General features: G+C 70.8%; 16 protein-coding genes. 8 read left to right on the forward strand and 8 right to left on the reverse strand.

The window, feature by feature from the left end:
- Positions 1 to 18: 18 nt before the first annotated feature.
- Positions 19 to 2,619 (reverse strand): LuxR C-terminal-related transcriptional regulator, encoded by a 2,601-nt coding sequence (locus tag ABZT02_RS25530; protein WP_356021055.1) that lies wholly within the window; start codon positions 2,617 to 2,619, stop codon positions 19 to 21.
- 349 nt (positions 2,620 to 2,968) lie between these two features.
- Here ABZT02_RS25530 and ABZT02_RS25535 point away from each other — a divergent pair, with 349 nt between their 5' ends.
- Positions 2,969 to 4,312 carry a M14 family zinc carboxypeptidase gene (locus ABZT02_RS25535; RefSeq protein ID WP_356021057.1) on the forward strand — a complete coding sequence of 448 codons (1,344 nt, stop codon included), beginning with the start codon at positions 2,969 to 2,971 and terminating at the stop codon, positions 4,310 to 4,312.
- A gap of 3 nt (positions 4,313 to 4,315) precedes the next feature.
- Here the strand turns inward: ABZT02_RS25535 and ABZT02_RS25540 are convergent, their stop codons facing one another.
- From ABZT02_RS25540 to ABZT02_RS25560, 5 genes are all read right to left on the reverse strand, one after another.
- The gene (locus tag ABZT02_RS25540; protein ID WP_356021061.1) at positions 4,316 to 4,852 is read right to left on the reverse strand and encodes a hypothetical protein; all 537 of its coding nucleotides are present in this window, start codon (positions 4,850 to 4,852) and stop codon (positions 4,316 to 4,318) included.
- An 83-nt stretch (positions 4,853 to 4,935) separates the two neighbouring features.
- Entirely contained in the window at positions 4,936 to 6,414 is a 1,479-nt protein-coding gene (locus ABZT02_RS25545) for a gluconate:H+ symporter (protein WP_356021063.1), read from the reverse strand.
- A gap of 151 nt (positions 6,415 to 6,565) precedes the next feature.
- A complete protein-coding gene (locus tag ABZT02_RS25550) occupies positions 6,566 to 6,976 on the reverse strand; it encodes a RidA family protein (RefSeq protein WP_356021065.1) in 411 nt (136 codons plus the stop codon).
- Positions 6,973 to 7,734, reverse strand: coding sequence for an IclR family transcriptional regulator (locus ABZT02_RS25555; RefSeq protein WP_356021067.1), 762 nt, complete (start codon positions 7,732 to 7,734; stop codon positions 6,973 to 6,975). Before ABZT02_RS25555 ends, ABZT02_RS25550 begins: the two co-directional genes overlap by 4 nt.
- Positions 7,731 to 8,858 carry a sugar kinase gene (locus ABZT02_RS25560; RefSeq protein ID WP_356021069.1) on the reverse strand — a complete coding sequence of 376 codons (1,128 nt, stop codon included), beginning with the start codon at positions 8,856 to 8,858 and terminating at the stop codon, positions 7,731 to 7,733. The genes ABZT02_RS25555 and ABZT02_RS25560 overlap by 4 nt, the downstream gene beginning before the upstream one ends.
- Positions 8,859 to 8,970: 112 nt before the next feature.
- Here ABZT02_RS25560 and ABZT02_RS25565 point away from each other — a divergent pair, with 112 nt between their 5' ends.
- Positions 8,971 to 10,254, forward strand: coding sequence for an amino acid deaminase (locus tag ABZT02_RS25565; RefSeq protein WP_356021073.1), 1,284 nt, complete (start codon positions 8,971 to 8,973; stop codon positions 10,252 to 10,254).
- Positions 10,255 to 10,274: 20 nt separating this feature from the next.
- On the forward strand, positions 10,275 to 11,885 hold the full coding sequence (locus ABZT02_RS25570; RefSeq protein WP_356021075.1) for a D-aminoacylase: 1,611 nt from the start codon (positions 10,275 to 10,277) through the stop codon (positions 11,883 to 11,885).
- Between the two features lie 72 nt (positions 11,886 to 11,957).
- On the opposite strand, the gene ABZT02_RS25575 is transcribed toward ABZT02_RS25570, so the two are convergent.
- Complete coding sequence (locus ABZT02_RS25575; RefSeq protein WP_356021077.1) at positions 11,958 to 12,890, reverse strand: serine protease; 933 nt, start codon at positions 12,888 to 12,890, stop codon at positions 11,958 to 11,960.
- Between the two features lie 1,528 nt (positions 12,891 to 14,418).
- On the opposite strand from ABZT02_RS25575, the gene ABZT02_RS25580 reads away from it, so the two are divergent.
- Both ABZT02_RS25580 and ABZT02_RS25585 read left to right on the forward strand, forming a co-directional pair.
- On the forward strand, positions 14,419 to 15,630 hold the full coding sequence (locus ABZT02_RS25580; protein ID WP_356021079.1) for a pyridoxal phosphate-dependent aminotransferase: 1,212 nt from the start codon (positions 14,419 to 14,421) through the stop codon (positions 15,628 to 15,630).
- Positions 15,631 to 15,714: 84 nt separating this feature from the next.
- Complete coding sequence (locus ABZT02_RS25585) at positions 15,715 to 16,137, forward strand: hypothetical protein (RefSeq protein ID WP_356021081.1); 423 nt, start codon at positions 15,715 to 15,717, stop codon at positions 16,135 to 16,137.
- 332 nt (positions 16,138 to 16,469) lie between these two features.
- Here the strand turns inward: ABZT02_RS25585 and ABZT02_RS25590 are convergent, their stop codons facing one another.
- Positions 16,470 to 18,311 carry a phosphoenolpyruvate carboxykinase (GTP) gene (locus ABZT02_RS25590; protein WP_356021083.1) on the reverse strand — a complete coding sequence of 614 codons (1,842 nt, stop codon included), beginning with the start codon at positions 18,309 to 18,311 and terminating at the stop codon, positions 16,470 to 16,472.
- A 339-nt stretch (positions 18,312 to 18,650) separates the two neighbouring features.
- Between ABZT02_RS25590 and ABZT02_RS25595 the strand changes: the two genes are divergently transcribed.
- The 3 genes from ABZT02_RS25595 (at position 18,651) to ABZT02_RS25605 (ending at position 21,641) form a co-directional block, all read left to right on the forward strand.
- Positions 18,651 to 19,364: a hemolysin III family protein gene (locus ABZT02_RS25595; protein WP_356021085.1), complete on the forward strand. Its 714-nt coding sequence runs from the start codon at positions 18,651 to 18,653 to the stop codon at positions 19,362 to 19,364.
- Between the two features lie 100 nt (positions 19,365 to 19,464).
- Positions 19,465 to 21,003 carry an MFS transporter gene (locus ABZT02_RS25600; RefSeq protein WP_356021087.1) on the forward strand — a complete coding sequence of 513 codons (1,539 nt, stop codon included), beginning with the start codon at positions 19,465 to 19,467 and terminating at the stop codon, positions 21,001 to 21,003.
- An 11-nt stretch (positions 21,004 to 21,014) separates the two neighbouring features.
- The gene (locus ABZT02_RS25605) at positions 21,015 to 21,641 is read left to right on the forward strand and encodes a TetR family transcriptional regulator (protein ID WP_356021089.1); all 627 of its coding nucleotides are present in this window, start codon (positions 21,015 to 21,017) and stop codon (positions 21,639 to 21,641) included.
- Positions 21,642 to 21,659 lie beyond the last annotated feature (18 nt).

Consider the following 21,659-nt stretch of genomic DNA (forward strand, 5'->3'; position numbering starts at 1 on the left):
GTCGGGCGACGTACGTCCTCAGCGCTGAGCCGTCACCCATGTCGCGATCTGCGTTCTCGTGTGGAAGCCGAGCTTGTTGAGGATCCGTTCGACATGGCCCTCGGCGGTGCGGCGGGCGATGACGAGCCGATCGGCGATCTGCTGGTTGGCGAGCCCTTCGGCGACGAGCTCGGCGACCTGGGCCTCCCGGGGGGTGAGGCGGACCTGGGGCCGGTCCGGTGTCGTGGGGGGCGTCACGCAGGGAAGCCCCGGTTCCTGGAGCGCGTACCCGACGAGTTCGGTGAGGGTGAGGCCCGCGCCCCGGTCGTACCCGGCGCTGAACGCGCTCGCGCCCAGGGCGCGCCCCGCCCGGCCCTCCGTGTCCCGCCGCACGGCGGTGAGCGCCTCGGAACCCCACCTCCCCGCGTCGACGGCGGCCCAGGCCCGGTCGGCCCCGCCGAGGAGAACGGCCGCCCGCTCGTGCGCGGAGCGCTCGGTGGCGATACGCGCCGTGAGGTCCAGCGTGAGGGCGAGGCCGATGAGGTCGTTGACGGCGAGCTTGAGCCGCAGGGCCTCGCGGGCGTACTGCTCGGCGCGCGGCCAGTCCTGCTTGACGGTGTGGGCGAGGGCGAGCATGCGCAGCACGTAGGAGCGGACCCATTCCTCGCCGTGTTCCTCGCAGAGCCGCAGGGTCCTCTCGCAGACCTCGACGGCCCGGTCGGCGTGGCCCAGGAAGCCGAGGGCGCAGGCGAGTTCGACCTGGTCGAGGCCGACGAGACTGAGGTGCTGGCCGGGTACGGGGCCGCGGGCGACACCGGCCTCGAAGTGGGCGAGGGCGGCGGGGAGTTCACCGGCGAAGAGCCGGATGACGCCGATGACGTACTCGGCGTGGGCGGCTTCGGCGGCGTCCCCGAGACCGCGGGCCAGCTCGCGGGCGTCCTCGGCCCGGCGCAGCCCCCGGGTGAGGTCCTCGGGACACCCGGCCAGCAGCCCGGCCACCCACAGCCCGCGGGCCCGCTCGGAGGTCGGCTCCGGATTCGCCTCCAGGGCCCGTTCGACCCAGTGACGGCCCTCGCGGGGAGCACCGCAGGCGTGCCAGTAGAACCAGAGGGTGCCGGCGAGCCGCAGTCCGGCGAGGGCGTCGGCCGGAGTCGGCGTGCCGCACTCACGGGGCTCGAAAGGGGCGCCCGGCGCGGCGGGGTGGGCCGCGGGGCCGGACGCGGAGCAGGACGCTGAGCGAACTTCCGCGACGGGTGTTCCGGCGAGCCGTGGCCCGGCGAGGGCGTCGGTAAGGGGGCGGCGCACCGCGGCGGAGTGAGCCGTGGGGCCGGGCGCGGAGCAGGACTCGGAGACCTCGGAGGGAGCGTACGAGGCGGGCTCTGCTGTCGTGCGGGCCGTTCCGGCCGGCGCGTCCTCGTCGTGAGCTGCTCCGAGGCCCGACGCGGCGGCCCCCCGCAGGCTGAAGTCCAGTGCCGCCCGCAGATTGTCCTGGTCCGCGCGGAGCCGGGCGACGATCTCCCGCTGGCCGGGACCGAACCAGGCCCGTTCGCAGGCGGCGGCCCGCCGCAGTATCCAGTCCCGGTGCCGGCGCCGGGTGGCGAGCTCCTCGCCCGCCATGCCCCGCAGCCGCTCCAGGCCGTACTGCCGCAAGGTGTCCAGGAGCCGGTACCGCACCCCTTCCGGCCCGGGCTCCCGGGACAGTACGGACTTGTCCACGAGCCCGGCGACCGCTTCGAGGACGTCGGCGCCGTGGACGAGGTCGCCGTCCGCGCACACCGCCTCCGCCGTCTCGAGGTCGAAGCCGCCGGCCGGGACGGAGAGACGGGCCCAGACCACCTGTTCGCGTCCGGTGCACAGTTCATGGCTCCAGTCGACGGCGGCCCGCAGGGTCCGGTGGCGCGGGAGGGCCGCGGGGCTGCCGGAGGTGAGGAGGCGGTAGCGGTCGTCGAGGCGTGCCAGGAGCTGTTCCGCACCGAGCACGCGCATGCGTACCGCGGCGAGTTCGATGGCGAGCGGCAGTCCGTCGAGCCGCCGGCACAGACGGGCGACAGCGGCCCGATTGTCGGCGGTGAGCGCGAAACCGGGGACGACCGCGGCCGCCCGGTCGGCGAACAGGGCCAGCGCCGGGTAGCCGTCGGCCGCGGACAGGTCGCCGTCCGGATCGGGGACCGGCAGCGGTCGTACGTCGAGGAGGTTCTCCTCGGTGAGACCGAGCCGGTGCCGACTGGTCGCGAGGATCCGGACCCCCGTGGTGCCGTGCAGCAGCGCCGCCGCGAGGTGGGCGCAGGCGCGCAGCAGGTGTTCGCAGTTGTCGAGGACCAACAGCACTCTGCGGTCCCGTACATGGGCGACGAGGGCCTCGGACGGCGGCCTCGCGGAGTGGTCGTGGAGTCCGAGCGCGTCGGCGACGGCGAGCGGGACCAGTTCGGGCTCACGCAGCCCGGCGAGGTGGACGAAGCGGACGCCGTCGGGGAAGGTGCGTTCCGCGCGGGCCGCGATGCGGGCGGCGAGGCGGGTCTTGCCGACGCCGCCGGGGCCGGTCAGCGTGACCAGGCGGGCGCGGGTGAGGAGTTCGCGGCCCGCGGCCTGCTCATGGCGCCGGTCGACGAAACTGGTCGTCTCGACCGGCAGGTGCCGCATGATCAGCCAGTCCTCCGGGGGTGGGGTCGGAGCTCCCACTGTGGTCCCGGCTCTCACATATATGCACGCACGGCTCACACCCGCGGGTGCACTTCTTGCGGGATCACGCCGTGGCACACCGATCCGCGTACACTGCGCGGCCTTCGCGGCCCGTCAAGGCCCCACAGCGGACGCACAGTTCACGCCATCACGTCTTTATTCGCTCTTGACCTGCTCATGCCACAAGCCCACGATGAGCAAGCCCTCGCTGAGCGGCACACCCGCACCGGCAGCACGTCGCAGAACCACCCCCCGCTCCACTCCCCCACTTCCGGAGATCCCGGAAACCCCGGAGAACACAGGAGACTTCATGCGACTTCGCACACGCGGTTCCGGCGCCCGCGGCGGCCCCCGCTACGCCGCCCTCGCCGCCGTCGCCTCCCTCATGGCCTTCGCCCTCGCGGCCCCGCTCTCCGCGAACGCCGACAGCGCCCCGAAGGCGGTACCGAGCGCCGAGGACGTCCGCCAGTACGAGATCCATCAGCACTCGACACCCGTGACCCGTACGGCGATCCAGCAGACGGGCGTGACGGTGGACGAGGCCGACGAGGAGACCGTCGTGGTCTCGGGGCGCGCCGACCAGATCAGGAGACTGCGTCAACTCGGGTACGAGGTCACCTCGTTGGGGTCCGCCCCGGCACGGGCCGCGGAGGGCGGGGCCCGGCTCTACGACTTCCCCTCGGCCGACGCGCGCTACCACAACTACGCCGAGATGAACGCCGAGATCGACCAGCGCCTCGCCGCCTACCCGAACATCATGAGCAAGCGGGTCATCGGCACGTCGTACCAGGGCCGGGACATCGTCGCCATCAAGATCAGCGACAACGTGGCGACCGACGAGGCCGAGCCCGAGGTGCTGTTCACCCACCACCAGCACGCCCGCGAACACCTCACGGTGGAGATGGCCCTGTACCTGCTGCGTGAACTCGGCGCGGGCTACGGCTCCGACTCCCGGGTCACGAACATGGTGAACAGCCGCGAGATCTGGATCATCCCCGACCTCAACCCGGACGGCGGCGAGTACGACATCGCCACCGGCTCCTACCGCTCCTGGCGCAAGAACCGGCAACCCAACTCCGGTTCCTCGGCCGTCGGCACCGACCTCAACCGCAACTGGGCCTACCGCTGGGGCTGCTGCGGCGGCTCGTCCGGCTCCACGTCCTCCGAGACCTACCGGGGTCCGGCCGCCGAGTCGGCGCCCGAGGTCAAGGTGGTCGCGAACTTCGTGCGCAGTCGGGTCGTCGGCGGGGTCCAGCAGATCAAAACGAACATCGACTTCCACACGTACAGCGAACTGGTGCTGTGGCCCTTCGGGTACACGTACTCCGACACGGCGACCGGGATGACGGCGGACGACAACGCCGTGTTCAGGGCGGTCGGGCAGAAGATGGCCGCGAGCAACGGGTACACGGCGGAGCAGGCGAGCGATCTGTACATCACCGACGGGTCGATCGACGACTACCTCTGGGGCACGCACAAGATCTTCTCGTACACCTTCGAGATGTACCCGTCGTCGAGTTCCGGTGGCGGTTTCTACCCGCCCGACGAGGTCATCGAGCGGGAGACGTCGCGCAACCGGGACGCGGTGCTGCAACTGCTGGAGAACTCGGACTGCATGTACCGGTCCATCGGGAAGCAGGCGCAGTACTGCTAGGGGCTAGAGGTCGGACTCCTCTTCCACCGTCTGAGGGGATTCGTCCTCGAAGTACTTGTCCATGACCGCGTCGAGCTGTTCGTCCCACTCGGCGAAACTCGCCCTCGACGTGGCCTCGATCTCGATGGGGTACCAGCGGCGGTCGGGCGTGTGCACCGTGATGGTGAACCGCTTGCCGAAGCGCGGGGACTCCGTCTCCACGGCGCCGATCTCGTCCCAGCGGAACTCGCAGGCCTGGTCGTCGAGGGAGAGCCGGACGCCCCGGTGGTCGGCGACGATCCTCGCGCGCCGGTCGGACGCCTCGAAGACGGGACCGTCGGGGATTTCCTCCCCGGCGGTCTCCTCGGCCTCCTCGGCCTCTTCGGCCTCTTCGGAAGCCTCCGCCGGGACCGTGGGCTCGTCGGCGTCGGCGGCCTCGACGTCCGCCGGCTTGGCGTCCTCCGCCTCGCCTGACCCGGGTGAGGTGAGCCCGGGGACGTAGGCCGGGTCGAATCCGGCGCCTTCCAGGGGCTGGCTGCTCGAACCTATGCGCTGCTCCACAGCGGGCAGTATGGTCGACGATCCTGTGCCCGGCACAGTCGGCCCCTACATCGTTATCGGACGCCTACATGGGGCTACAACGCCTACAGGAAGACACTCAGTACCGCGGCCATCACGAACCCCGCGACCGACAGCACCGTCTCCAGCACGGTCCACGTCTTCAGCGTGTCCCGCTCGCTGATGCCGAAGTACTTGGCCACCATCCAGAAGCCCCCGTCGTTGACGTGCGAGGCGAAGATGGAACCGGCCGAGATCGCCATGATGACGAGCGCGACGAAGGCCTGGGAGTGGTGCCCCTCCGACAGCAGAGGCGCCACGATGCCCGCCGTGGTGACGATGGCGACCGTCGCCGAGCCCTGGGCCACCCGCAGGACCACCGAGATCAGGTACGACAGCACGATCACCGGCAGGCCGACGTCGTTGAAGGTGTCGGAGAGCGCCTGGGCGACCCCGCTGGCCTTGAGGATGGCGCCGAAGACCCCGCCCGCGCCGACGACGAGGAGGATGTTGCCGACCGGCTTGAGGGACGCGGTCGACACCGTCTCCAGGGATTTGCGGGACCAGCCGCGGCGGATGCCGAGCAGGTAGTACGCGAGGACCAGCGCGATGGTCAGCGCCACGAAGGGGCTGCCGAAGAACTCGATCACCGAGCGGCCCGTGGAGGGGTCGAGCGCGATCGAGGAGAAGGTGGCGGCGAGGATCAGGACCAGGGGCGTACCGATGATGCCGAGGACCGTGCCGAGGGGGACGGGGTCCTCGCGCGGCTCGACGCCCTGCGACCGCTGCTCGTCGATCACCGCCTGCTTGGCCTCCGCGGCCGCCTCCACCATGTCCTGCGGCACGGCGACGAAGATGCGGCGGCCGACCCACGCGGAGTACGCCCACGCGGCCAGCACCGCGGGGATGCCGCAGACGATGCCCATAAGGATCACCCAGCCGAGGTCCACGTGGAGCAGTCCTGCGGCCGCGACCGGGCCGGGGTGCGGGGGCAGGAAGGCGTGGGTCATGGAGAGGCCCGCCAGCAGCGGCAGACAGTAGAGCAGGATCGACTTGCCGCTGCGCTTGGCCGCCGCGTACACGATCGGCGCGAGCACGAAGATGCCGACGTCGAAGAAGACCGGGACACCGAAGATCAGGCCGGTCAGGCCCATGGCGAGGGGCGCCCGCTTCTCCCCGAAGAGATGGAGCAGCCGGGATGCCAACACCTCGGCCCCGCCGCTGACTTCGAGGATGGCCCCGAGCATGGTGCCCAGGCCGATGATGATCGCGACATGGCCGAGGATGCCGCCCATGCCGGACTCGATGGTCGACACCGCGTCCGACCGCTGGACCGTGCCGAAGAGTTCGGTGACCGACAGGCCGGCGAGCAGGCCGACGGCTATGGAGACGCCGAGCAGGGCGACGAAGGGCTGGAGTCTCGCCTTGATGATCAGGAAGAGCAGCAGGGCGATACCGATGGCGGCGACGGTCAGCAGACCCCCGGTGCCGTCGATCAGGAGGAGCAGGCCACCGGTGTGGGGTGGGGCCTCGGGAGCGGTGGCGGCGAGCGGAAAGGACGACATGGGGGTCCTCTGGGTAGGTGCATCCGGCTTTCGGGCAGGGGAGATCGCGGCATGACCGCCCGTGAGGGGGCCATGCCGGTTACGTCGTACGGGAGTTGCGGGATTGCGGAGTTGTGGAGTTGCGGGAGCCGAAGAGCCGTCGGCCGCTGTGTCAGCCGAGCACGGCCAGCGCGTCGATCTCGATGAGGAGCCCGGCGGGCAGGCCGACGTAGACCGTCGTGCGGGCGGCCGGGGGCGCGGTGAGGCCCTGCTCCTCGAAGTAGGTGTTGTAGATCGAGTTCATCTCGGCGAAGTGGTCCACGTCCGTCAGATAGACGCGGATCATCATCACGTCGTCCCAGGAGGCGCCGCCCTCCTCCAGGATCGCCTTGACGTTGGCGAGGGTCTGGAGGGTCTGCTCGCGCAGGGTGGGCCCGGCGGGCGTGGGCGGCTTGCCCTCCTCGGCCGGCAGGAAGCCGACCTGCCCGGCGACCTGGAGCAGGTTGCCCTTCTTCACGCCGTGGGAGAACTTCGCGGGCGGGGTGGTGTGGGTGCTGGGGGTGAGCGCGATCTTGTCCGTCATACGGGGTCCTTTGCTGTGGTTCTGCCGGAGTACTCGCCGCTGATGGCATCGGCCGTACGGCGGACCTGCGGGAGGAGGGTGAGGAGTTCCTCGGCGGTGACGACGACGTTGGGCGCGGAGACCGACATCGCGGCGACGACCCTCCCGTCGGCGCCGCGGACGGGGGCCGCGACGCAGTTGATGGACTCCTCGTGGCCACCGAGGTCGGTGGCCCAGCCCTGTTCGCGCACCCGCTCCAACTCCTGGAGGAACGCGGGGGCGTTGGGTGTCGAACGGGCCGTGTACAGGGGGTATTCGAGCTTGTCCGCGAGGGCCTGCCGCTCGGCCTCGGGAAGGTCGGCGAGCAGCAGCTTCGCGACCGCGGCGACGGTGATGGCGACCGGTTTGCCGATCCGCGAGTACATCCGGACCGGGTAGCGGCTCTCGACCTTGTCGATGTACAGCACCTCGTCCTCCTCGTACACGGCGAGGTGGACGGTGTGACCGCACTGCTCGTTCAGCCGTACGAGGTGGGGGTGGGCGATCTCGCGGATGTCGAGGTTCTCCATCGCCTCCTGGGCGAGGGCGATGAGGCGGGCGCCGAGGCGGTAGCGCTGGTCGGACTGCCGGTAGACCATGCCGTGTTCGTGGAGGGTGCGCAGCAGTCGCAGCGCGGTGGACTTGTGGACACCGAGGCGCTCGGCGACCTGGCCGAGGTCGGCGGGGCCCTCGGCGAGCAGCGGCAGGATGCTCAGTGCGCGGTCGACGGTCTGGCTCATGGGGTGCGTACCTCCTCCGGGGCCGTGTCGGCTTGCGTCCAGCCGGGGCCGAGTCGAAGTCTCCCCCACGTGTCGTCCCCGACGGCGGCGAGGCGGTCGGCGTGTGGGCGGGAGGGGGGTACCGCCAGGTCACCGGGGGCGGTGAGGGCGGCGGCGGCCCAGAGGTGGCCGTGGCGGAGGCGGTCACGGAGGGGCAGGTCCCGGAGGGTCGCGGAGAGGAACCCCGCGGCGAAGGCGTCACCGGCGCCGGTGGTCGCCACGACGTCGACCGCGAGGGCGGGGACGAAGGTGCTCGACGGCCGCGTATCGGCCGGCGGCGACTGGGACCTCCCCAGGGGCGCGGGGCTGCATCGATATGCGGCTCCGCCGCGGGGCGCGCCCAGCCCACGGCTGCCCGCACCCGACACCCATGCGGTAGCCCCTTTCCCTCCTTGCTTCACCACCAGCACCGAAGGCTCGGGCAGCACCGCACGAACAGCCGCCGGACCGCCCACGACCCCCCACGCCTCCTCCGCCTCGTCCTCCCCCACGAACACGATGTCGGCCTCGCGGGCCAGCTCGAGGAGCACCCGCGGACCATCCGCGTCCCGCCACAACCCGGCCCGGTGATTGACGTCGAAGGACACGAGCGGCCGATCCGCACCAGGAGCCGTCAACTCCCTCAGCAACTCGAGACAGGTGTCCGACAACGCCGCCGTGATCCCCGAAAGGTGCAGCACCCGCCCCGCCCGCACCGCCGCCATGTCCACCGTCTCGACCGACATCGCCGACGCGGCCGACCCCTCCCGGTAGTAAGCGACCTCGTGCGCATCCGTGGCCCGGTCCCCCGCCGTACGGAAGTACACCCCCGTGGGCCGCGAAGGATCACGCCCCACCGAGGAGACATCGACCCCGTACCCCCCGATCGCCTCGACCAGGTGATCCCCGAACCCATCGGCCCCGACCCGGCTGACCCACCGGACCGCGAAGCCGGCGGCAGCCAACCCGCACACCACGTTCGACTCCGCCCCACCGATCGCCCGGTCGAAAGACGGCACGTCGGCGAGCCGCCCGGGCCGGCTGGGCAGGAACGTGACCATGGACTCGCCGAGCGCGACGACGTCCACGGCGTCGGGGGCATTCACGATGGTCCTGGCTCCTTCGTTGACCCGGCGTTGGCCTGGATGTTAGACAGCAGTAAGCGACATACGCAATGGCTGTTGCAGATACTGCAACCGACCTGATCAGGGAGGTCCCGTGTCCCTCGGCACAGGCACCGAAGCGCTCGCCCGCCTCGCGGAGGACCGCGTCGACCACCGCTTCAAGGGCCTCCCCCCGGACGCGGACGGCCTGACCGTCGCCGAGCTGACCGCCCAGCGCCGCAACCTCTTCACCGACGGCTTCACGACCCCCGTGCTCGCCCTCTCCGCCGAGCGCCTGGAGCACAACCTCGCGCTCATGGAGACGTACGCCGCCCGCCACGGTCTGGCCTTCGCCCCGCACGGCAAGACGACCATGGCCCCCCAGCTCTTCCAGCGGCAGATCGAGCACGGCGCCTGGGGCATCACCCTGGCCGTCCCCCACCAGGTGCGGGTCGCGCGGGCGTACGGCGTCCAGCGGGTCTTCCTCGCGAACGAACTGGTGGACCCGGCGGCCCTGAGGTGGATCGCCGGCGAGCTGGCGAGTGACGAGACCTTCCGCTTCGTCTGCTACGTCGACTCCGTCCGCGGGGTCGAGCTGATGGACGCGGCCCTCCGGGGCACCACCCGCCCTCTGGACGTGGTCGTCGAACTCGCCGCCGGGGAGGGCGCCCGCACCGGCGCCCGCACGGAGGCGGAGTGCGCGGCCGTCGCCGAAGCGGTCGCGGCCACCGGGACGCTACGGCTCGTCGGCGTCGCCGGCTACGAGGGCGAGGTGCCCGGGGCCGACCCGGAGCGCGTCCGCACCTGGCTGCGCCGACTCGTCGCGCTGGCCGCCGACTTCGACAAGGCGGGACGGTTCGCCGCGGCGGCACCGGACGAGATCGTGATCAGCGCCGGCGGCAGCGCCTGGTTCGACGCGGTCGCCGACGTCTTCGCCGAGATCCCCGAACTCTCCCGCCCCGTGCTGAAGTTGCTCCGCTCCGGTGCCTACGTCTCGCACGACGACGGCCACTACCGCAGGGTGACCCCCTTCAACCGGATCCCCGAGGAGGGCGCCCTGGAGCCCGCGTTCCGGCTGTGGACGCAGATCGTCTCCCGCCCCTCCCCCGACCAGGCCTTCGCCAACGCGGGCAAGCGCGACGCGGCCCACGACCTCGACCTCCCCTTCCCCCAGGTGGTCCGCCGGGGCGGCACCGAGCGCCCGGCCACCGGCATCGAGGTGACCTCGCTCTCCGACCAGCACGCCTGGCTGGCCACGGCCCCCGGCGCCGACCTGGAGATCGGCGACTGGCTGGGTCTCGGCCTCTCCCACCCGTGCACGTCCTTCGACAAGTGGCAGCTGATCCCGGTGGCCGAGGCCGACGGCACGGTCGTCGCATACATCCGCACGTTCTTCTGAGACCCGAAGGGAGCCCGGCGATGGAAGAGCTCGTCATCCGGGACGCGGACGTCGTCGACGGCAGCGGCGCCCCCTGGTACCGCGCCGACGTGGTGGTCGACCGCGGCCGGATCGTGTCGATCGTCAAGGAGGCGGCCGACGCCGGCTGCCAACGCCCCAAGGCCCGTCGGGAGTTGGACGCCGAGGGACTGGTCCTGGCCCCCGGTTTCATCGACATGCACGCCCACAGCGACCTGGCCCTGCTCCGCGACCCCGATCACAGCGCCAAGGCCGCGCAAGGCGTCACGCTCGAAGTGCTGGGCCAGGACGGGCTGTCGTACGCCCCGGTCGACGACCGCACCCTGGAGGAGGTGCGCCGCGCCATCACCGGGTGGAACGGCCACGGCGACGACATCGACTTCGACTGGCGGTCGGTGGGCGAGTACCTGGACCGCCTGGACCGCGGGATCGCCGTCAACGCGGCCTATCTGATCCCCCAGGGCACGCTCCGCGCGCTCGTCGTCGGCTGGGAGGACCGCGAGGCGACTCCGCAAGAGCTCGACCGCATGCGCGAGTTGGTCGCACAGGGCATGGAACAGGGCGCGCTCGGCATGTCCTCGGGGCTGACCTACACCCCCGGCATGTACGCCGAGGACGCCGAACTCACCGAGCTGTGCCGCGTGGTGGCCGAGTACGGCGGCTACTACTGCCCGCACCACCGCTCGTACGGGGCGGGCGCCCTTGAGGCGTACGAGGAGATGATCGCCCTGGCCCGGGAGGCCGGCTGCGCCCTCCATCTCGCCCACGCCACCATGAACTTCGGCGTGAACAAGGGCCGGGCCCCCGAGCTGCTCGCCCTCCTGGACGAGGCGCTGGCCGCGGGCGCCGACATCAGCCTGGACACCTACCCCTACACGCCCGGCGCCACGACCCTCGCGGCCCTGCTGCCGAGCTGGGCGAGCGAGGGCGGTCCGGAGGCGGTGCTGAAACGGCTGGCGGACGACGACACGGCCGAGCGGATCCGGCACCACATGGAGGTCGTGGGGGCGGACGGCTGCCACGGCGTGCCGGTCGAGTGGGACACCATCGAGATCTCGGGCGTCGGCGACGCGGCCCTCACGGACTTCGTCGGCCGTACGGTCGCGGAGTCGGCCCGGTCGCGCGGCGAGAGCCCCTGGACGACCGCCCGCGGGCTTCTGCTCGCCGACCGGCTCGCCCCGTCGATCCTCCAGCACGTCGGCCACGAGGAGAACGTCCGCACGATCATGCGGCACCCGGTGCACACCGGCGGCTCCGACGGGATCCTGCAGGGCGCCAAGCCGCATCCGCGGGCGTACGGCACGTTCCCGCGGTATCTCGGCACGTACGTGCGGGAGTTGGGGGTCCTGTCCCTGGAGGAGTGCGTCGCGCATCTCACCTCGCGCCCGGCGTCCCGGCTGCGCCTGCCGGACCGCGGTCTGGTCCGCGAGGGGTACCGGGCGGACCTCGTGCTGTTCGACCCCGCCACCGTGGCGGCGGGTTCGACCTTCGCCGACCCGCGCCGGCTGCCGACCGGCATCCCGCACGTCCTGGTCGACGGCCGCTTCGTGATCGAGGACGGCCGGCGCACGGACGTGCTGGCGGGGCGGGCGGTCCGTCGCAGTCCCATGTGACGGAACGCCTCGCGCCTTACTGGTCGCGCCTTACGGAAGGGGCCTTACGGACGGTGCCCTACGGCTTGGGCCCTACGGCTTGGGCAGGGTGCACGTGCTCGCGTTCAGGTTGAGCTGGTTGCCGGTCGCGAAGCAGGCCGGGATGTTGTAGATCTCCTGGGCGTAGTTGATGCCCTCGCGGACGGTGACGTTGCCGTTCGCGTCGACCTCGCACGGGTTGTTCTCCGTGCAGCGCTCGCCGTCCTCGTTGCCGGTGTTGTTGACGGCGACGACCTTGCCGGTGGCCTGGTCGATGACCGGCGAGCCCGAGGTGCCGCCGATGGTCTGGCAGGCGGAGGTGTAGCGGACCGAGTCCTTCCAGGTCCAGTCGCCCTCCTTCAGGCGGTACGCGAACCCGTCGATGTTGCAGCTGTAGAGCCGCTTCCAGTAGCCGGAGGCCACGGTGATGGCGGTCCCGGCGGTCGGGTGCGTGTCCTGCACGGTGAGCGCGGAGATGCCGTACGAGCTCTTGATCGACGCGTACGTGCTGGTGAGCTGGTAGATCGAGACGTCCGTGTCGGTCATCGTCCCGTAGGCGAGCTTGCTGGCGCGCAGCGTGGCGACCCGGGTGCCGGAGGAGTTGAGCAGCCCGAAGGTCCGGCTGGAGGCCTGGTTGGTGAGCACCTCGCCCGGCTCGGGGAAGCCGGTGGTGAGGCAGTGCCCGTTGCTGAGCACCAGCGCCGGGTCGGTGTCCTTGGAGTTCGGGAACCGGATGACCGAGCCGGAGCAGTTGCTGAGCGAGACGGTCCCGGCGAGGGTCACGGCCTTGAGCTTCGGCGACGGTGACGTGAGCTGGGACAGGGTGGACGTGGCGGACGTGACCACGTCGTGGACCACGGAGACGGGGGTGTCCGTGTCCACGCTCTTGCCGACACCCGATGCGGTGGGCTCGGCGGCGACCGCGGGTGCCGCGCCCATCCCGGCCAGGGCCAGGACGCTGACTGCGGCGACGAGAGGCTTTCTCATGTGGGGGTCCCCTCTTGCGACTTGGGCGACCGGAAATCTTCCGGCCGCCCGTGAGTTTGACATGGACATTGTGAAGAAGGGTGGTCACTTGGGCAAGAAGTTGTGCCGAGCCCGCACCTCTCGACGGACGACACCTGCACATCCGGGACAGCAGGAACACCCCACTTCCCGTTCAGCGAGGTCAACTTACCCAGCCCTACGGCTACTTGCGCGTCTTGGCGCCACCCTGCGCGCGCCGCTTTCCGTGGGGCTTCCCCGACCGTCGGCGGTGGCCGTGGCGGCGCTCGCGAAAGGGGCGTCGGAGAAGGTCCGGGCTGCCGCAATTGCCGCCCGGGCCGGTTGTGAGGGAGTCCACCACGTTGCCGGTGGCGTCAAGGAGCGTCCCGCGCGCGTCCTCACAGGACCACCGCCACCGGCCCGTACGGCTCCGCGCCGCTCACGACTTCGACCGCCGCGAGGGCCTCCTGGGAAGCCCGGACGGTGACGGGGAGCGCGGGTGCGCCGACGGGGAGGGTGTGTACTCCCCCGCGACCAGTTCGGTGACGGCGCGGACTCGCCCGCGGGCCTGCGGACGCGTCCGCGGGACTGTCAGCGCAGGATGGCGCCGCCGCCGGGTCGCCGACCCACCGGAGGCCGTCACGGCCGAGGCCGCCGGGCGAGCAGACGCCGTCACGGCCGAGGCCGCCGGGCGAGCAGACGCCGTCACGACCGAGGCCGCCGGGCGAGCAGACGCCGTCACGACCGAGGCCGCCGGGCGAGCAGACGCCGTCACGACCGAGGCCGCCGGGCGAGCGGAGGGGAGACCCCGGGGGGCGGTAGCACCGCTCTCTCCGCGGAGGCCGCGGCGGCACCGCACCCCGGGCGCCGCTCGGGTGCGGAGGAGGAGCCCGACAGGAGCAGCCCTGCGATGCACCTCGCCCCTACAGCCCCGACGGCCACGACGACCCGATGCGAGCGCCGACCGCTCCCGTCGACGGGCAGCCCCTCGGCAGGCATCCCCTCGCCAGACACCCAGCCCCGCAAGGCGGCCCGTCGGCAGACGGCCCGTCACAGGGCGGCACCGTCGCAGACACCCGCCGCGGAGCGGCCCGTCGTCAGACAGGCCCTCACAGCGCGCCACCGTCGCCAGACACCTGGCCGCAAGACCGCCCCACGGCAGACAGCCCGTCACAGGGCGCCCCTCGGCAGACGGCCCGTCACCGGGTGACCCGGCCGACGCAGTCCGGGTCGCGCTCGGCCTCCGTCGCCGGACTCTGGGCCAGTGGGTTCGGTCCGTGGCAGTTCGGCCGTCGCGTCGTACGTGTTCCGTCAGCCGCGCCTGGCCGCCGGATCCGTGCACTCCCCGTACGCCGCGGCCGACAATCGTTCAGCGCCCCGAACTCGTACCGAACGGCCTCGACCGGACGAGGGATCGCAGGGACGGAAGAGGCAGGTGGGACAGCTGCCGGCGATAACAGCCCAAACCCCCGCGTCTCAAGTGGCGGAAAACACGAGCCACCCGCCGTTACCGGGCCGTAAGCTCCCAGACATGCAGGTGATCCAGTCGACCAAGCTCGCCAATGTCTGTTACGAGATCCGGGGCCCGGTGCTCGAGGAGGCAATGCGCCTGGAAGCGGCCGGGCACCGCATCCTCAAGCTGAACACGGGCAACCCCGCGGCCTTCGGGTTCGAGGCGCCGCCGGAGATTCTCGAGGACGTCCTCAGGAACGTCTCGACGGCCCATGGATACGGCGACGCGAAGGGACTGCTCGCCGCGCGCCGGGCCGTCGTCATGCACAACCAGACCATAGGCATCGAGACCGACGTCGAGCACGTCTTCATCGGCAACGGCGTCTCCGAGCTGATCGTGATGGCGATGCAGGGCCTGCTCGACGACGGCGACGAGGTCCTCGTACCCGCTCCCGACTACCCGCTGTGGACCGCCGCCGTCTCGCTCTCGGGCGGCACCGCCGTGCACTACCGGTGCGACGAGCAGTCGGACTGGATGCCCGACCTCGCGGACGTCGAGCGCAAGGTCACCGACCGCACCAAGGCGATCGTCATCATCAACCCCAACAACCCCACCGGCGCGGTCTACGACGAGACCATGCTCAAGGGGCTGACCGACATCGCCCGCCGGCACAACCTGCTGGTCTGCTCGGACGAGATCTACGACAAGATCCTCTACGACGGCGCCACGCACACGCCGACGGCGTCGATCGCCCCGGATCTGCTCACCCTCACCTTCAACGGCATGTCGAAGGCGTACCGGGTGGCCGGCTACCGAGTGGGCTGGATGGCCATCTCCGGTCCGCGCGCGCACGCCGACTCCTACATCGAGGGCCTGACCATCCTGGCCAACATGCGCCTGTGCGCGAACATGCCGGGCCAGCACGGGGTGGTCGCCGCGCTCAGCGGACGGCAGTCGATCAAGGACCTGGTGCTGCCGGGCGGCCGGCTCGTCGAGCAGCGGGACGTGGCGTACGAGCTGCTGACCCAGATCCCCGGGGTGAGCTGCGTGAAGCCGAAGGGGGCGCTGTATCTCTTCCCGCGCCTCGACCCCAAGGTCTTCAAGATCAAGGACGACCGGCGGATGGTCCTGGACCTGCTGCGCCAGGAGAAGATCATGGTCGTCCAGGGCTCCGGCTTCAACTGGCCCGAGCCCGACCACTTCCGGGTGGTGACGCTGCCCACGGTCGGCGACCTGCGGGACGCGGTGGGGCGGATCGGGAACTTCCTGGACGGGTACGGGCAGCCGTAAGCCCTGGATACGGTGTTTCGACCCGCTCAACTTTAGACGGAATCCAAGCTAGGATGGTTTCCTGACAGCACAGGAGGCCATCCCATGTACGAGCCGATCCGCACCAAGTCGGTCCACTCCACGATGGCCGACGCCCCCACCGACTTCCCCCACCGCTCCCGTGAGGAAGAGCTGGACATCCAGCTCGCGGGCCATCTCGCCGCACTGCTCGCCGTCACGGACGAGCTGCGTGCGCTGGCACCGTCCGCCGACCTGGACACCGCGGCCGAGCGACTCGCCGAGCAGGTGGCCCGACTGCGGGGCGGAGGCGCGCCGGCCCGCGCGTCGCTGACCTCGGTCACCTCGGAACCGCACCTCACCGACCTGCACCGCCGCGCCCACGCGGTGGCCGGGCGCGCGCTGCTCGTGGCGGCGTCCCGTGCGGACACGGCGGCGGCGATCCTGGCGGCGGAGCGGATGGACGCCCACGCGGCGGCCCTGGAGCCCCGCGAACTCGCCACCCACTGAGCCGCACGGCTCCTTGAACGGCCCCGGTCCGCGCGCACCCAAGCGACGTGCGGACCGGGTGCCACACACTGCGTTCGCTTGAGCCGGACGCCTGTTCGCCGAGCGGGTTCTTGTCTTCTTTGCGGGTGCGGGTTCGTTGTGGCTTGTCGCGCCGTTCCCCGCGCCCTGGCGGGGACAAAAGGCAGCACGCCCCGCACGCCGTTGTGCGGGGCCGGTTCGTGACTCAGGGCCTGTCCGGTGGACATGCCCTCGTGCCGCCACCCGCGGCCGGCCCGTGACGATCACGGGTCAGGGCTCCCATCGGGGCCGGCCGCGGGGGTTCTCGGGGGACCTCAGCCCAGGCGCTGCACCAGCGCCCGGTACTCGTCCCACAGCTCCTTCGGCGTGTGGTCGCCGAAGGTGTTGAGGTGCTCGGGAATCAGGGACGCCTCCTCCCGCCACACCTCCTTGTCGACCGTGAGCAGGAACTCCAGGTCGGAGTCGGCCAGTTCGAGGCCCTTGGTGTCGAGGGCGTCCTTGGTCGGCAGGACACCGATCGGCGTCTCGACGCCCTCGGCCCTGCCTTCGAGCCGCTCCACGATCCACTTCAGGACGCGGCTGTTCTCGCCGAAGCCGGGCCAGACGAACTTGCCGTCGTCGTTCTTGCGGAACCAGTTGACGTAGTAGATCTTCGGCAGCTTCGACTGGTCCTTGTCCTTGGCCACGTCGATCCAGTGCCCCATGTAGTCGCCCATGTTGTAGCCGCAGAACGGCAGCATGGCGAAGGGGTCGCGGCGCAGCTCGCCGACCTTGCCCTCGGCGGCGGCGGTCTTCTCGGAGGCCACGTTGGCGCCGAGGAAGACGCCGTGGTTCCAGTCGAAGGACTCGGTGACCAGGGGTACGGCGCTGGCGCGGCGTCCGCCGAAGAGGATCGCCGAGATCGGCACGCCCTTGGGGTCCTCCCACTCGGGCGCGATGATCGGGCACTGCGCGGCGGGGGTGGTGAAGCGGGCGTTGGGGTGGGCGGCCGGACGGTATCCATTAGCTTCGCGGGCGGACTCGGGCGTCCAGTCGTTGCCCTTCCAGTCGGTGAGGTGGGCCGGGGTCTCCTCCGTCATGCCCTCCCACCAGATGTCGTTGTCGTCGGTGAGGGCGACGTTGGTGAAGACGGAGTTGCCCCACAGCGTCTTCATCGCGTTGGCGTTGGTGTGCTCACCGGTGCCGGGCGCGACGCCGAAGAAGCCGGCCTCGGGGTTGATCGCGTAGAGGCGGCCGTCCTCGCCGAACCGCATCCAGGCGATGTCGTCGCCGATGGTCTCGACGGTCCAGCCGGAGATCGTGGGCTCCAGCATGGCGAGGTTGGTCTTGCCGCAGGCGGACGGGAACGCGGCGGCGACGTACTTGGACTCGCCCTGCGGCGGCGTGAGTTTGAGGATCAGCATGTGTTCGGCGAGCCAGCCCTCGTCGCGGGCCATCACCGACGCGATGCGCAGGGCGTAGCACTTCTTGCCGAGCAGGGCGTTGCCGCCGTAGCCGGAGCCGTAGGACCAGATCTCGCGGGCCTCCGGGAAGTGCGAGATGTACTTGGTGGAGTTGCACGGCCAGGGAACGTCCTGCTGGCCCTCCTCCAACGGCGCCCCGAGGGTGTGGACGGCCTTGACGAAGAAGCCGTCGTCACCGAGCTCGTCGAGGACGGGCTGTCCCATGCGGGTCATGGTGCGCATGGAGACCGCGACGTAGGCGGAGTCGGTGATCTCGACGCCGATCGCGGAAAGGTCCGAGCCGAGCGGGCCCATGCAGAAGGGGACGACGTACATCGTCCGGCCCTTCATCGAACCGCGGAAGACGCCCTTTTCCCCGGTGAAGATGTCCCGCATCTCCCCCGGTGCCTTCCAGTGGTTCGTCGGCCCCGCGTCCTCCTCCTTCTCCGAGCAGATGAAGGTGCGGTCCTCGACACGCGCGACGTCGGTCGGGTGGGAGGCCGCGTAGTAGGAGTTGGGGCGCTTGATGGGGTCGAGCTTCTTGAAGGTGCCCTTCGCGACGAGCTCCCCGCACAGGCGCTCGTACTCCGCTTCGGATCCGTCACACCAGACCACGCTGTCCGGCTGGGTCAGTTCGGCGATCTCGTTCACCCACGAGATCAGTTCCTTGTGCTGGGTGGGGATGACCGGGGGAGCCGCGATGTCGCGCGCCACGATTGCTCCTAGATGAGGGATTTTTTGTTTGGAGGCCCCGTGGGGGCTGCGACCCGGATGCTTTTCGTGCCTTTTCGGTGGTGACCTTGGCGCTCATCCGGTGCCGACCGCACTCATTTGATCATCCGACTTGAGCGCCCATCTGTCCAGAGGTCATCACAGGTGAGCGGAGTGAGGATCGCCACGCTTTCTCTGTACACAGTGCGTTTATTTGCGTGCACATAGCGTTCAGCCAACCGTTTCTTTACTGGTCAACACCCGTGAGATGATGGCCACTCCGGACCGTGGCGCCCGCTGTACTCATGCGTAACTTACGGGTCCGTAGGTACGATGCCGGGCATGACGCCGCCCGCCCACGACGCCGATGCGCCCTCCCTGCCCCACCAGATCAAGCAGCACGCCCACGACCTGGCCGAGCCCATCAAGCCGAAACTGCGCGGCTGGCTGCACCTCGGCATGTTCCCGGCCGCCCTGGTCGCGGGACTGGTGCTCACCGCCCTCGCGGACTCCACCAGAGGCCGGATCGCCTGCGGGATCTTCGCCCTGACCGCCTGCCTGCTGTTCGGCGTCAGCGCGCTGTACCACCGCGGCACCTGGAGCCCCCGCATGGACGGCGTCCTGCGACGACTGGACCACGCCAACATCTTCCTGATCATCGCGGGCACCTACACCCCACTGACCATGCTGCTCCTGCCGGACAGCAAGGGGCGGTGGCTGCTGTGGGGCATCTGGGGCGCCGCCGTGGCCGGCATCCTCTTCCGGGTCTTCTGGGTCGGCGCCCCGCGCTGGCTCTACACCCCCTGCTACATCGCGATGGGCTGGGCCGCCGTCTTCTTCCTGCCCGACTTCATGCGGGCCGGCGGCGTCGCGGTCCTGGTCCTGGTCGTCGTCGGCGGTCTGCTCTACAGCGCGGGCGGCGTGATCTACGGCATCAAGCGGCCGAACCCGTCACCGCGCTGGTTCGGCTTCCACGAGGTCTTCCACTCCCTCACCGTGGCGGCGTTCGTCGTCCACTACATCGGCATCTCGCTGGTGGCGTACCAGCACACGTAGACCGCCCCCGCCTTCGAGGGCCACGGCTGCCGAGCCGTGGCCCTTTTTGCATGCCTGATTCGATTGACAGTAGCTGGCTTTTGAGAGCTACTCTCATTTCATGGAAACTCTCACACCGGATCCCCGCCGCTGGTGGGCCCTGGCCGCCCTCGTCGCGAGCATGCTGACGCTCGGCTTCGACCTGACGATCCTCAACGTGGCGCTGCCGACGATGGCCGCCGATCTCGACGCCGGCACCGGCGCCCAACAGTGGATGGCGGACGCCTACGTCGTCGTCTTCGCGGCCCTGATGCTCCCCGCGGGCCTCCTCGGCGACCGGTTCGGGCGGCGCCGGATGCTGATCACCGGACTCGGCATCTTCCTCGCCGGCTCCCTGGTCGGCGCACTGGCCGGTGAGGTGAACGCGGTGATCGCCGCACGCGCGGTGATGGGAATCGGCGGCGCCCTCGTCACCCCGCTCGCGCTCTCCGTGCTGCCCACGCTCTTCGCCCCCGACGAGCGCACCAAGGCCGTCGGCATCGTCTCCGCCGCCTCCGCGCTCGGCCTGCCGCTCGGCCCGATCATCGGCGGCTGGCTGCTGAACCACTTCTGGTGGGGCTCGGTCTTCCTGGTCAACGTCCCGATGGCCGCCATCGGCATCGCCGCCTGCGTCTTCCTGCTCCCCGAAACCCGCGACCCCTCCTCCCCCAAGGTCGACACCCTCTCCACCGCACTCACCGTCACCGGCCTCGGCGCCCTGGTCTACGCGATCATCGAGGCACCCACCCGCGGCTGGGGCGACCCGCTCGTACTCGGCACGCTCGCGGCGTCCGTCCTCCTGATCGCCACGCTGGTACTGCGCGAACGCCAGGTCGAAGCCCCGATGCTCGACATGACCCTGCTCACCCACCGCGGCTTCCTCCTCAACACGATCGCCGCGACCCTGGTGAACTTCATCCTCACCGGCCTGCTCTTCGTGCTCCCGCCCTACCTCCAGGCCGTCCTCGGCCACGACGCCCTCGGCACCGGCGTCCGGCTGCTGCCGATGATGGGCGGACTACTGCTCGCCTCCCGCCTCGCCCCCAAGGTCGTCACCCGCTTCGGCCCACGCGCCACGGTCAGCGCCGGCCTGGTGGTGCTGGCCTTCGCCGGGCTCCTGGGCAGCCGTACGACGGTCGAGTCCGGCTACGGATTCGTCGCCCTGTGGCTCACCCTCACCGGCTTCGGCTTCGGCCTCTCCCTCATCCCCGCCATGAACGGCGGCCTCAGCGCCCTGCCCCGCGACCGCGCCGGCATCGGCTCCGGACTCCTGATGACCATGCGCCAGGTCGGCGGCGCCATCGGCATCGCCCTCCTCGGCAGCCTGCTCGCCGGCACCTTCCGGGACCGCCTCGACGTCACCGGACTGCCCGCCCGGGCCGCCGACACCGCCGGGGAATCCGTGGTCGCCGCGCACATGGTCGCCCAGCACACCGGCTCCGCCGACCTCCTGGCCTCCGCCAACAGCGCCTACGTCCACGGCATGGGCGTCGTCCTGCTGGTCTGCGGAATCGCGGCCCTCGTCGCCGCCCTGCTCGCCGCCGCCTTCCTGCCGGGCACGCCCCGCCCGACCAAGACCTCCACGGACCCGGACATGGCTGCCGAGGATGCCCATGCCTGAGAATGGCACCCATGACGCCCGTACACTCCTCTCCCCCCGCTGACGTCTCCCAGCTGGGACTTCGCGAGCGGAAGAAGATCAAGACCCGGACGGCGATCCGCGACGCCACCTACGCGCTGATCGAGGAGCAGGGCTACGACGCCACCACGGTCGAGCAGATCGCCGAGCGCGCCGAGGTGTCGCCGTCCACGGTCTTCCGCTACTTCCCCACGAAGGAGGACATCGTCCTCACGGACGAGTACGACGCCGTCATGCTGGACGAACTGCGGGCCCGGCCGACGGACGAGCCGTGGATGGAGTCCGTGCGGCACATCCTGCACCGCGCCCTCGATTTCTCCGACGTGGACTACGAGGTCACCCGGCTGCGCGCCCATCTGATGATCCAGGTGCCCGCGGTGCGCGCCCGCATGATGGAGAGCATGTCCGTCACCGGCCGGCTGCTCGCCGGCGCCATCGCGGAACGCACCGGCCGGGACGCGGACGACCTGGAGGTCCGGGTCCACACCATGTCCCTGATCGGCGGTCTCACCGAGGTCTACCAGTACTGGGCGGAGAACGGCATGCAGGACGACCTGCACCGCCTAGTCGACCGCGCCCTGCCCGTCCTGGAACACGGGCTCCCGGCGAAAAAGCCCTGAGCCCACCACCCGCCCGCA

This window comes from Streptomyces sp. NPDC005402 (assembly GCF_040606575.1).
GTDB lineage: Bacteria > Actinomycetota > Actinomycetes > Streptomycetales > Streptomycetaceae > Streptomyces.